This is a genomic window from Ruegeria sp. YKSF57 (assembly GCF_059612585.1).
Genome location: NZ_JBXWQW010000078.1, coordinates 1 through 11,931, shown reverse-complemented (window position 1 = coordinate 11,931; position 11,931 = coordinate 1). Strand labels below are relative to the sequence as shown.

The 11,931-nt window shown below is 56.1% G+C and carries 10 protein-coding genes and 1 pseudogene; 1 reads left to right on the top strand and 10 read right to left on the bottom strand.

Features of this window, described 5'->3' with window-relative positions; all coding sequences use genetic code 11:
- Positions 1–138 precede the first annotated feature (138 nt).
- The 10 genes and pseudogenes from AC2FLX_RS20915 to AC2FLX_RS20870 form a co-directional block, all read right to left on the bottom strand.
- A complete protein-coding gene (locus tag AC2FLX_RS20915; protein ID WP_496811396.1) occupies positions 139–396 on the bottom strand; it encodes a hypothetical protein in 258 nt (85 codons plus the stop codon).
- Between the two features lie 13 nt (positions 397–409).
- On the bottom strand, positions 410–1,111 hold the full coding sequence (locus AC2FLX_RS20910; RefSeq protein ID WP_480750828.1) for a NapC/NirT family cytochrome c: 702 nt from the start codon (positions 1,109–1,111) through the stop codon (positions 410–412).
- A 29-nt stretch (positions 1,112–1,140) separates the two neighbouring features.
- On the bottom strand, positions 1,141–1,572 hold the full coding sequence (locus tag AC2FLX_RS20905; protein ID WP_480750829.1) for a nitrate reductase cytochrome c-type subunit: 432 nt from the start codon (positions 1,570–1,572) through the stop codon (positions 1,141–1,143).
- A gap of 20 nt (positions 1,573–1,592) precedes the next feature.
- Entirely contained in the window at positions 1,593–2,519 is a 927-nt protein-coding gene (napH, locus tag AC2FLX_RS20900; RefSeq protein WP_496811397.1) for a quinol dehydrogenase ferredoxin subunit NapH, read from the bottom strand.
- Complete coding sequence (gene napG, locus AC2FLX_RS20895; protein ID WP_496745225.1) at positions 2,516–3,382, bottom strand: ferredoxin-type protein NapG; 867 nt, start codon at positions 3,380–3,382, stop codon at positions 2,516–2,518. Before napG ends, napH begins: the two co-directional genes overlap by 4 nt.
- 37 nt (positions 3,383–3,419) lie before the next feature.
- On the bottom strand, positions 3,420–5,921 hold the full coding sequence (napA, locus tag AC2FLX_RS20890; RefSeq protein ID WP_496745224.1) for a nitrate reductase catalytic subunit NapA: 2,502 nt from the start codon (positions 5,919–5,921) through the stop codon (positions 3,420–3,422).
- A 19-nt stretch (positions 5,922–5,940) separates the two neighbouring features.
- Positions 5,941–6,204, bottom strand: a complete 264-nt coding sequence (locus tag AC2FLX_RS20885) for a chaperone NapD (protein WP_480750833.1) — start codon at positions 6,202–6,204, stop codon at positions 5,941–5,943.
- Positions 6,201–6,614 carry a ferredoxin-type protein NapF gene (napF, locus tag AC2FLX_RS20880; protein ID WP_496745279.1) on the bottom strand — a complete coding sequence of 138 codons (414 nt, stop codon included), beginning with the start codon at positions 6,612–6,614 and terminating at the stop codon, positions 6,201–6,203. The genes AC2FLX_RS20885 and napF overlap by 4 nt, the downstream gene beginning before the upstream one ends.
- 511 nt (positions 6,615–7,125) lie before the next feature.
- A complete protein-coding gene (locus AC2FLX_RS20875) occupies positions 7,126–9,573 on the bottom strand; it encodes a GcvT family protein (protein WP_496811398.1) in 2,448 nt (815 codons plus the stop codon).
- A gap of 296 nt (positions 9,574–9,869) precedes the next feature.
- Positions 9,870–10,488, bottom strand: a pseudogene (locus AC2FLX_RS20870) (IS6 family transposase); the annotation flags it as partial.
- A gap of 104 nt (positions 10,489–10,592) precedes the next feature.
- On the opposite strand from AC2FLX_RS20870, the gene AC2FLX_RS20865 reads away from it, so the two are divergent.
- Positions 10,593–11,717 carry an aromatic ring-hydroxylating oxygenase subunit alpha gene (locus tag AC2FLX_RS20865; RefSeq protein ID WP_480750836.1) on the top strand — a complete coding sequence of 375 codons (1,125 nt, stop codon included), beginning with the start codon at positions 10,593–10,595 and terminating at the stop codon, positions 11,715–11,717.
- Positions 11,718–11,931: the final 214 nt, after the last annotated feature.

The following is an 11,931-nucleotide window of genomic DNA, read 5'->3' as shown; positions in this document are numbered from 1 at the left end:
CTCAACGCAAACTCATACCGCCACGCTCGTTCCGACGCCTTCAACCTCTGGAACGATTGCACTGCGGAAATGACAGCCTGAACCTGCCTTCGCCAATACCTTACATGCTTAGGTCAATAACTTGGTAATACCATCCGATCAGGCGGTAGCTCCTTTCAAGCGAATGGCTGTGCCCAGGCTCCCGGCGCAAATACCGACGACAATTGCGATCCCCAGATCGACGGTATCAACACGAGAAAACTGGAAACCTGCAAAAACCAGCGTCTCGGCAATACCAACAACGCCCCCCATGACAGCACCTAACCAAAGTTGTCGGGTCATCATCCCCAGCGCCAGGCCCAGAACGCCCGGCAAACTGAGGATATTGCTACCGATGTCTCCCAAAATTTCTAACATGTCTCGCCCCTTCTCAGTCTGTCCGCGTGTCCAGATATGACTTGATCTGGTCGCTTTCCGCCGAAGCTTGTTGATGGATCAATCCGCCAGTTTCCGAGTTCAAAACTTCAGTAACCTTCTGGTACTCCTCAAGATAGCCGGGCGGAAGATTGTGAGCGATGCCTTGGTGGCAGTCGATGCAAGTCATGCTGTTGTCGATTGCGCGTTGGTGTTCCGAGGCGGCGCGGGTTTCCTGGATGGTGAAATCCATATAGTCGAAGTCATGGCAGTTCCGGCATTCCCGGCTGTCCGACGCCTTCATCTTCTTCCACACGGCAGACGCCATGCTCAAACGGTGATCTTCGTATTTTTCGGGCGTGCTTATCGTTCCGGCCAATTCGTGATAGACGTCTTTGACCGCCATGACTTTAGCCTTGATCTTGTGGCTCCACTCGTCAGGCACATGGCAGTCCGAGCAAATTGCGCGCACACCGGAGTGGTTGTTGTAGTGGACCGTCTCGCGATATTCGCCCAGGTTGGTTTCCATCGTGTGACACGACGTACAGAATTCCTCGGTATTGGTCAGTTCCAGCGTCCAGTGAAAGCCGCCCCAGAACAAGATACCTGCCAAAAAGCCGGCAAGGATCAGAAAGCCCGAGCTGAACATGACGGCCGGTGTCCAGAACCCGTTCCATAGACGGCGGATCCAACCGCGTTTTTCAGGGGAGTCTGCCATTTCAGTGCTCCTTTCAATCTTGCGTTGGATTAGTTGTCTGAGGACGGCTGAAAGACATTGTCAACCAACGCCGGAGCATCTGCTTGCGGCACATGACACTGGTTGCAGAAGTAGCGTGTGCCTGCAATCCGATCCAACTCGTTGCCCTCGCGGTCCAGATAATGGGTCATCGACAAGGTTGGGGCGTTTCGTTCGCCAGCCTTGGTCCAGTCATGACAGGCTAGACATTGGTTGGTGCGTAGGTCGATCTGGTATTGCTCAACCGAGTGCGGGATCAACGGCGGTTGCTGGCGATAGTTGCGCTGAATGCGCCCTTCGACATTGCGATGGACCTGATCAAGTGGAACCGGTTCGTTGACATCGGCGCCGCGCAATGTGTCGACCGACTGTGCCAGAGCATATCCGAGACTTCCAACGAGGGCTGCGACCGCGAGGGCGCTTGTAAGTGCTAAGGTTTTCATTGAGTTTCTCCGTTTCTTGCTTAGGCCGCGCGACCGGCCTCGGATGGGTTGTGTTTCTGGTTGCGCCGCTTTGGACGGGCCGGGCTTGGCCTGGGGTCGAAGCGATGGGTAAATTGAAAGACGTCGGGCGCGCAGACATCGATGCAGCGACCGCAATTCGTGCAATCCGGGCTGAGGATCAGAGGGGTCGAATTTTCCTCTCCTCTCAGAGCGGGCGTGATAACCTGCATTTCAGGACACACGGCAAAACAGTCCATGCAATCGTCGCATGCGGCACGGTTTAGTGCTGATACCCGCAACAATGATTGCGCTCCCAGCAGCCCATAAAATGCACCGACGGGACAAAGGTGACCACACCATCCGCGGCGGGACACGATCAGGTCAAAGACAAAAACCGCAATGACGAATGCCCAGGCAAATCCTATGCCAAAGATAAGACCGCGATGCAGCATCGAGACTGGATTTACCAATTCCCATGCAATCGTGCCGGTGGCGAGCGACACCGCAAGCACCATGGCGAGCACATAGTATTTCGTGCTTCGCTTGGGCTGCCAGCCCTTTTGAAGTCCAAGGCGATCATGCAACCAATGCGCGGCGTCGGTCACAGGATTGATCGGGCACACCCAACTGCAATAGACGCGGCCACCGATCAGTGCATAAACGGTGCCGACAACTAGCGCGCCGACCAGTGCAGTTGCCTCGGGCCAGTGAAATGCGAGCATCGACTGGACGGTCACGAACGGGTCGGTTAGCGGCAACACATCAAAGGTCAGCGAACTTGCGAGGTTTCCCTTTACCCACCAGATGCCGAACCATGGCCCCATCAAAAAGATATACAGGAAGAAAAACTGTGCCGTTCGCCGCAATAGAAGGTATTTGTGCGCGTTCAACCAGCCTTTTTCGGCTATGGCCTCGTGGCCAACGGGGCTTTGAGTTCTTTCGCTCATTGCCCTGCCCCCTCGGCGCCCGGAATTGAAAAACTGGGTTTGAACCCGCCTTCCATGCTGGGGTCTGGGATCGGTTCGGACAGATAGCCGCCCGGCGCCACAAGGTTGTCGGTGCCTGGCCCCGGCAGGCGGTCCGGTAGGTCGATCAGGTCATCGACCAGCGGATTTTGTTCTTCCCAACCCAGTCTGTAGTGTTCGGCAGATTCAGCGGTTGCCAACCGACGCGGCAATACCTTGATCGCCGCTTCTTCCGGTAGCACACAGGCTTTTTCGCATTTTCCGCAGCCCGTGCACGCGTCCGAGTGGACAACCGGCATGAAAATGGCGTGATGCCCGGATCGCTCGTTGTGTCGAACCTCCAGCGTGATCGCCTTATCGATCACGGGACAGACGCGATAGCAAACATCACAGCGCAGACCCAACGCATTCAGGCACCGTTCTGTGTCGATCAGAACGGCAAGGCCCATATCCGCGTCGTCAATATCGGCGAGTTCCTTGTCGAGCGCACCTGTCGGGCAGGCGGCAACACAGGGAATGTCTTCACACATCTCGCAGGGCACATCGCGGGCAATAAAAAATGGAGTACCTGTCGCGGCCCCGTCGACGCCAAGTTCGGCTAGTTTCAGCGTGTCATAGGGACAGTCCCGGACACATAAACCACAACGGATACACGCGGCCAGGAAGTCTTTCTCTGCCAAAGCGCCGGGCGGGCGCAGCGCCTGTGCCGGAAGCGCGCCGGCGTCCGTAGCCAGATAGGTCAGGCCAAGCCCACACACCGCGCAACCCGCAGTCGCACGGGCAGCATCCTGCAAAAAGCGGCGCCGGTCCACAGACCTGAGTTGACGGTTGGAATTGGCGGGCATGACCCTGTCCCTTGCTTTCGGTCGTTAGACGGAGCGCTTATGCGCGCTCCACCTTGCAGGCACATTTTTTGAAATCGGTCTCCTTCGAGATCGGGCAAGTGGCGTCCAGCGTCAACTTGTTGATCAACTGGCCTTCGTCGAACCACGGAACGAACACGACCCCGCGCGGCGGCTTGTTGCGACCACGGGTTTCGACCCGGCTTTGCATATCGCCACGGCGGGACGAGATGGTGATCTCCTGCCCACGCCGCAAGCCGCGATCCTTGGCATCGTCAGGGTGCATATACACCACCGCCGATGGGAACGACCGGTGCAGTTCCGGCACCCGGCGGGTCATCGAACCGGAGTGCCAATGCTCCAGCACGCGACCGGTCACGAGCCATAGGTCGAATTCTTCATCCGGCATTTCCGCTGCAGGCTCGTAAGGCGCGAAGATGATGTTCGCCTTGCCGTCCGGCTTGCCGTAGAATTGAACGCCCTTGCCCTTTTCGACATAGGGGTCATACCCCTCGCGGAAGCGATAGAGTGTTTCCTTTCCATCCACCACAGGCCAGCGCAGACCGCGAGCCTGGTGGTATGTGTCAAAATCAGCGAGGTCATGCGCCTTGCCGCGGCCGAAATCGGCGTATTCTTCGAACAGACCTTTCTGCACGTAGAAACCAAAATGCTTGGACTCGTCGTTGTTGAAACCTTCGGCGGTTTCTGTCAGCGGATATTTGTTGACCTTGCCATTCTCGTACAGGATTTCATACAAGGTCTTGCCGCGATACTCGGGCTTCGCCGTCACCAACTCTTCCGGCCACACTTCTTCGACCTTGAAGCGTTTTGAGAATTCCATGACCTGCCAGACGTCCGAACGTGCCTCACCCGGTGCATCCACCTGCTGGCGCCAGAACTGGGTCCGGCGCTCAGCGTTGCCATAGGCGCCTTCCTTTTCCACCCACATCGCAGTCGGCAGGATCAGGTCGGCGGCAAGCGCTGTGACGGTCGGATAAGGATCGGAAACGACTATGAAGTTGTCCGGGTTACGGTAGCCCGGCAGCCCTTCTTCCAGCATGTTGGGGGCGGCCTGCATGTTGTTTGTGCATTGTACCCAATAGGCGTTCAGTTCCCCGTCCTTGAGCATGCGATGCTGCAACACGGCGTGATAGCCCGGCTTTTCCGGAATAGTGCCTTTGGGCAGGCCCCACTTGGCCTCAGCGATGTCGCGGTGCTTTTCGTTCATGACCACCATGTCCGCGGGCAGGCGGTGGGCAAAGGTTCCGACTTCACGCGCTGTGCCACAAGCCGAAGGTTGACCGGTCAACGAGAAGGGAGAGTTGCCTGGCTCGGAGATTTTTCCGACCAGAAGGTGCACGTTGTACATCAGGGAGTTCACCCACGACCCGCGAGTGTGCTGGTTGAAGCCCATGGTCCACAAGCTCATCACCTTGCGGTTCGGATCAGCGTATTGTTGCGCCAATTGCTCCAGCTTTCCTGCTGGGACACCCGACAATTCCGAAACTCTTTCCACGGTGTATTCGCTGACGGCTTCGGCATATTCCTCGAAACTGATTGGCGTAAGCGCACCGTGCTTGCCTTCATGTGACGGGTTCGCCGCGGCCTGTTCCAGTTCATGTGTTGGGCGCAGGCCATAACCGATATCGGTTGCTGTTTTGGTAATGTTGACGTGGTTCTTGACGAATTCTTCGTTCACCGCGCCGTTCTGGATGATGTAGTTGGCGATATAGTTCAGGATCGCCAGGTCGGTTTGCGGTGCAAAAATCATGCCGTTGTCGGCCAGCTCGAACGACCGGTGTTCGAATGTCGACAAGACGTGAACCTGACAGCCCGGTTTGGTAAGGCGGGTGTCGGTCAAACGCGACCACAGGATCGGGTGCATCTCGGCCATGTTCGATCCCCAAAGCACGAAGGTATCGGCGTGCTCAAGATCGTCATAACAGCCCATCGGCTCGTCAATGCCAAATGTACGCATGAAACCTGCCACTGCGGATGCCATGCAGTGACGCGCGTTCGGGTCAATGTTGTTCGAACGCAGGCCGGCTTTCATGAACTTGGCGGCGGCATATCCTTCCCAAACCGTCCACTGTCCGGAACCGAACATGCCGACACTGGTCGGCCCTTTCTTGGCTAGTGCCTCTTTCCACTTCTCGGCCATAATGTCGAAAGCTTCGTCCCAGCTCACAGGCTCAAACTCGCCTTCCTTGTCGAACACACCGTTAGATTTGCGCAAAAGCGGCGTGGTCAAGCGGTCCTGCCCATACATGATCTTGGACAGGAAATAACCCTTGATACAGTTGAGGCCGCGGTTCACCGGTGCTTCGGGATCTCCTTGAGTTGCGACCACGCGGCCATCTTTGACGCCAACCAGAACGGAACAACCTGTCCCACAAAAACGGCAAGCGGCCTTGTCCCAGCGGATATCCGGGCTCGGAAGTTGCGCCGCTGCCTTTTCCGGCAGGGTAATGCCAGCCGCCGAAGCGGTGGCAAGGGCAGCACTTGTTTTCAAAAACGCACGGCGGGATGCGGAAGCGGTCATCGATATGGTCTCCCAGTGTTCAGTGTTGGGTCTGTGAAGCGCTGTCAGATTCAAGCTCTTCAAAATGGTGATAAGTCAGCGTGACATTCAACACGCCGGGAATTTGGTGCAGGGCCATGATCTGATCCGAGGCCCGTTGGGTTTCGGTATCCTCGATGGTGACCACCACACGTCCGTCTTCATGCGCATGCACCTCGCCCCCTTCAGTCGCATCGATTGCTTCAATGACGCTTCGGGTCATGGCTGGCATGGTATGCACAAGGCAGCCGCAGATGTTTGTCATTGGCGGTTCTCCTGGCCGGTTTGAGAATGGACAAGCGAAATTGCGTCAGCCGGGCACGCCGAGACGCAAGCGCCGCATCCTGTACAGGACGCATCGTCGATCAACGGCTCGGCGCTGCCGCCGACACGTAGCTGGAACCGGATCGCGGATAGTTCGCAATGATCCTGGCATATACGGCAATTCACGCGGTTAAGCGACAAGCAGGTGTCGGATATCGCGACCCGCCATGGCCACTCCATATCCGGTTTAAGTGCACCCGGTTTGCAGGCATCGACGCACTCGCCGCAAAACGTGCAGGACCTGCGGCTGACGTCAACAACGGGAAACCCGTTTTCACCTGCTGTGATAATCGCTTGTGGACAAACCGCCGCGCAATTGCCGCAGCGCGTGCACGCCTCCAAAAACGCCATATCGGCCCCAGCGCCAAAAGGGCGCGGAACAGGCGCGGAGTTCATACTTCCGCGCAGAAAATTGCGTCTCGTCGCGTGGCTGGTCATTGTCTTCGGCTCGCGCCAGATTGGCTCTGCAATCGTCTCTTACTCTGCCAGCATGTGCCAAACTTTGACCGAGATCAACTGATTGGGGTGTGTCGCAATCTTTGTACGAAGGCCGACGAGGATTTACTACGGGGCTTTGGCGATCAACGTCCGGCAAGTCAGCAAGTGAATGGCCACTGAAATAGTCCCGTGTCGACGTTGTGTTGAGAACATAATTCCCTTTCGACACGGTTACAGTGGCGATGATGACGCGCGGTATGGACGCGGCGAACAGTTATCTTTTCAGCGCTGCCGATCAGGAGGAGCGTTCCCCGGCGCGGCAGGTAAGAATCGATTGCGCTTGCAGAGGGACGCAGTCCGACATGTGGTGATGCCGCGTGTTGGCACACAAATTCGGAATGGGCATTTAGTCTACGGTACCCCGTCAATAGTGCAAATTGACAATTTGACTGTTCCCTTTTGGCCGCGCGTTTTCGGGATCAAACTGGCAAAGCGGACCTACGATTGCCTTGGTGACTTCACCCGAAAGCAACACTTCCACTTCCGTAAGCACGCCTGCATATGCCGGGTCAACGTAGGCCATGGCGAGGTTTCTGCCAGTGCGGTAGCCCCACGCGGATGAAGTAATCGACCCGATTGGCGCGCCATTCACAAATACGCCTTCACCCGGTTGTGCTGGTCCGTTGTCATCGTGGATTTCAAGCATGACCCGTACTTTGCGATTTCCGATACTCATCTGCTCAAGAAGCCCGGACTTTCCGGGGAAATCCTTGGACAAGTCGACAAAACGATGCAGCGCCGCCTCAATCGGATTGAATTCGGTGATAAAGTCACCCTTCCAATGGCCATGACCTTTTTCCAGTCGCATCGAGTCAATTGCAAACATACCGAAATGCGACAGGCCGAATGCTGCACCGACTCTGGTCAGAATATCATACGCGGGGTAGAGTTGCGTGTTGGGGATATGCAATTCGAACGCTTGCTCTCCCGAGTAGCTGATCGCGATGGCCAAAGCCTCGATATATCCGATAAAGACACGCTGCGCGCTTAACCACGGAAAATCGGCTTGACCCCATTTTGTGCGCGGCGACGCTACAGCCAACAAATCACGGGCTTTTGGGCCAGCAATCACAATCATTGTGTGCGTGTTGGTGCGACTCTCGATACAAATATCTGATGCTTTGGGCAAACGTTCGGTCAACCAATCCATATCGTGATACTCAGCCGCGGCAGCAGAACCATAAAACACGCTCCCATCTGACAAAGGTACAATCGTGGCCTCGCCTGCGATATTGCCCTTTGATGTCAGGAAGTAACACAAACTGGCCTTTCCGATCTTTTCTGAAACCCTGGAGCAGGTCAGACTACTCAACCAATCCAGCGCGCCGGCTCCAGTGATGCGGTAGTGGTTGAAACCTGAAAGCTCTGCCAGTCCGACGTTGGTACATAGCGCCTCGATTTCACGCCCCACAATATCGTGCCAGTTCTGAAAAGAATAACCGTATGAAGTTTTGAAAGCTGGGTCCTGTTTATAGAACTCTGCCCGCTCCCAGCCATTTACGACACCAAATTCCGCACCTTTGGCCTTCAGCACCGGATAAAGTGGTGACGCCTTGGCCGGGCGACCGGCCGGGCGATGCTCGTGCGGCAGATGCCAGCGGAATTCGTGCTGGTAATCCTCGATGGATTTCAGCGCAGTAAACTCAGTGTTGGCAAAACTAGTGAGACGGCGCGGGTCGAGTTGCCAAGTATCCCATTCCGTTTCCCCGTGCACCATCATCTGTGCGAGCATTTTGCCATAGCCACCGCCTTCGCCAATGCCCACGCGCAGTCCGTTCATCGACCAGCAATTTCGGAGGCCTGGTTGCTTTCCGACCAGTGGCCCTGCATCCGAGGCATAGGTGATTGGCCCGTTCACCACCGACTTTATGCCAACATCTTTCAAACACGGAAGGCGGTCAAAAATCGGCTCCATCTTCGGCAAGAGACGATCCAGATCATCCGGGCAAAGCGCATTGACGAAATCAGGATCAATTCCGTCCATCCCGAATGTCTTACAGTCATGTTCATAGATTCCGACAAGAAGGCCATTCTTTTCTTGTCGCAAATAAAAAGTGTCACGCGGACAGCGCACCATAGGGACGCGCGTCTCGCGCTCAACCAGTTCAGGGATGTCTTCGGTGACGAAGTACATGTGCTCCATCGCAATGACTGGATACGCGATCCCCATCAATGCACCGACCTCATTGGCGCGATAACCCGCAGCAACCACGATATGCTCGGCGGTGATCGTGCCCTTGCCTGTTGTCACTAACCATTCACCGTTAGGCTTTTGTTTCAAGGCAGTTACGGGGGCGTTGCGGTGAATCATTGCGCCCGCCTTTCGGGACCGGGCCGCCATGGCCTGACACAGCTGCGCCGGGTCGATGTCGCCGTCGCGTTCATCCCACATCGCAGCAAGGACTCCATCAGTGTTCAGCAAAGGATTGCGCCGCTTTGCTTCAGCCGCATCCAGCAGATCAAATTCAATACCCAGCCCCTTGGCCACCGACATGATGTGAAGCACTTCATCCACATGAGTTGGGTTGGTCAGGAGGCGCATACCACCTGTTCCATGGTGATAGTTGATTGGATATGCCGGATCGTCAGCCAGTTCCTTATAAAGCTTGATTGTGTAGTCTCGCAGGAGCAGCAGCAGCTGGTTGAACGCCACGCTGGGACATTGCGCCGCCGAATGCCACGTTGTGCCGCTGGTCAACTCGTTTCGTTCCAGCAAGACAGTATCGGTCCAACCTTCCAGACAAAGGTGGTAAAGCGCCGACAGTCCACCGACACCTCCTCCAATAACAACCACACGAGCATGGCTTTGCACAAGTTATCTCCAGTACTTCTAAGTTTACTAACAAATATCCGCCAAATATTCTCGACTACAAAACAGGATTTATGGAATAAGTATGCCGAAAATAGTGAGTTACGAGCCGGCATGGATTGGACAAAACTGTCCGTCGCCAGGGATTTTGGGACAGATGGCGGCCTGAGCTAAGCGAGGGTCTGGTCGCGCCCGAAGTAGACATCGGTCGGGGTTAGGTTTTGTGGGCTCTCGTGATATCGTCGATGGGGTATTGCCAAGTTATTTGATGCGATGCGCAAAATGTTGTCTCGCAGCCATCAGGCTGCCATCTCAGCAGTGTACTCGTCCCAAAGGATGAACGCATCAGAACGTGCGTGTCGGTATGAGATTGCGGTGAGTTGGTATCGGCGAGGACGGAAGATAAGGTTGATCTGGTCATGAGCAGACAGAAACCTCTGGGCTTGCCGGTGTGATTTGAACCGCCCAAACATTTTCTCTCGCTTCCGGGTGGGCCTATGCGACACTTCGATTGCATAGTTTATACCTTTGTGGGCGGGACGGTCAGCGTCCGGCGCCAGTGTTTTCATCGGTTTGATATAGCTGCATAGTTTATCCATTGTCCGGCAGTGCATTGCGAATGCAATGTCACGAGAGGGGGGATGACGACTCTTGGTTCGCTAAATAGGGTCATCAGCCTCTGGAAGAACCGCTTTGCAGCCTTTGCATTTCGGTGTGTTTGCACAAGAATATCAAGCACATCACCTTCTGCGTCGATAGCGCGCCATAGCCATTGTTTTTGCCGCGGATCGAAATCACAACTTCGTCCATGTGCCACTTGTCGTTCGGCTCCGGGCGATCCCGCCGAATGCAGTCTGCGAAATGCTGCCCAAAGCGATTGACCCATAGCCGGATCGCTTCCCGGCTCACGATTATGCCGGGCGAACAACTTGGTAATATCGGCCGGACAGTTCAGGTACGAATTTTCTTGCCGCTGAATGACGCGCTCCCTTAGACTGCGGCAAGAAATCCAGGGGTAAACCATGTCTCATCCTCCCGTGTTCTCGTCTCCATTACTGAAGAACTGCCCGGCCTCGCTGCCGCCTGTGGCGTATTACGAACAGACCTGGTTTGAGCGGGAACGAGCGAAGATCTGGCACAAGGAGTGGGCCTATGCCGGGCGCCTTTCAGACCTGCCGCCAAACACGCTGCGCCGGATCGAGATCGCCGGTCAGTCGGTCTTGGTCGCGCGCGGTCAGGATGACGATATTTCCACCTTTTTGAACGTCTGCCCGCATCGGGGGTCGGAACTTTGCGGACTACAGGACAGGGCCTATAACGGCAAGCTCATCTCCTGTCCCTATCACGCGTGGTCCTTTGACATGACGGGCCGCCTCAGGTCGACCGCATATGCAACCCCTACGGACGATTTCGACAGGGACGCACACGGGCTGCTTCCGGTTTCGCACAAGGTCTGGAATGGCTGCCTGTTCCTGTGCCTTGACGAAACCCCGCCCCAATTTGCGCCGGATCTGGGTCTTGCCGCCCTGGATAACTGGCCCATGGACCGGTTGGTAACCGGCCATGCCCGCGAAATCGAACTGGCCTGCAACTGGAAGGTCTTTTGGGAAAACTACAACGAATGCCTGCACTGCCCAGGTATTCACCCCTCGCTCAGCACACGGGTGCCGGTCTATAGGCAGGGCATCATGTCGGCCGCAGAAGCCAGCGGATCGCCTTACGACGGCCCAGTTCTGGAATCCGGGACAGAAACCTGGACGGTCAATGGTCAACCCTGTGGTCCGATCTTTCCCGATCTGTCCGCGGTGGAACGCGCCGCCGGGCATACCTTTGTCACGATCTATCCGACCGCGTTCATCGTCGCGCATGTCGACTATGTGCGCATCGTCTCGCTGACACCTGTCTCGCCCGAATGCACGCGGTTGAAAGCGGAGTGGCTGTTCCTGCCCGAGACCCTCGCTGCGCCCGGTTTCGATATGGACAACGTCGTCGATTTTGCCGCCGCCGTGTTGGAAGAGGACGGAGCCGCCTGTGAGATGAACCAAAGGGGTCTGCGCGTTTCCCGGTTCAGGGGCGGCCGCCTGATGCCTCAGGAATTTGACATCAAGCGGTTTCACGACTGGGTTCTGACACGGCTGGGCGACTGAATCGGACGGGCTGATCAAAGGTACCAATCGTTTTCGCGGGGCGAGATTTCTTCGCGGAACGACGCGAACTCGGCCTCTTTCACCGCCGCATAGATCTCCAGGTGGTATTGCCAAGTTGTACAGGCTGAGTGATCCAGCTATGTCGCGCTAATGAACATCCCACCGATCATGCCATGCCTTAGAGGCTTTCGTTTTCATCGTGAGATCATTGCTT

Coding starts and splice junctions, on each gene's coding strand:
- AC2FLX_RS20915 (WP_496811396.1), bottom strand. CDS start 396: ATGTTAGAAATTTTGGGAGACATCGGTAGCAATATCCTCAGTTTGCCG.
- AC2FLX_RS20910 (WP_480750828.1), bottom strand. CDS start 1,111: ATGGCAGACTCCCCTGAAAAACGCGGTTGGATCCGCCGTCTATGGAAC.
- AC2FLX_RS20905 (WP_480750829.1), bottom strand. CDS start 1,572: ATGAAAACCTTAGCACTTACAAGCGCCCTCGCGGTCGCAGCCCTCGTT.
- napH (WP_496811397.1), bottom strand. CDS start 2,519: ATGAGCGAAAGAACTCAAAGCCCCGTTGGCCACGAGGCCATAGCCGAA.
- napG (WP_496745225.1), bottom strand. CDS start 3,382: ATGCCCGCCAATTCCAACCGTCAACTCAGGTCTGTGGACCGGCGCCGC.
- napA (WP_496745224.1), bottom strand. CDS start 5,921: ATGACCGCTTCCGCATCCCGCCGTGCGTTTTTGAAAACAAGTGCTGCC.
- AC2FLX_RS20885 (WP_480750833.1), bottom strand. CDS start 6,204: ATGACAAACATCTGCGGCTGCCTTGTGCATACCATGCCAGCCATGACC.
- napF (WP_496745279.1), bottom strand. CDS start 6,614: ATGGCGTTTTTGGAGGCGTGCACGCGCTGCGGCAATTGCGCGGCGGTT.
- AC2FLX_RS20865 (WP_480750836.1), top strand. CDS start 10,593: ATGTCTCATCCTCCCGTGTTCTCGTCTCCATTACTGAAGAACTGCCCG.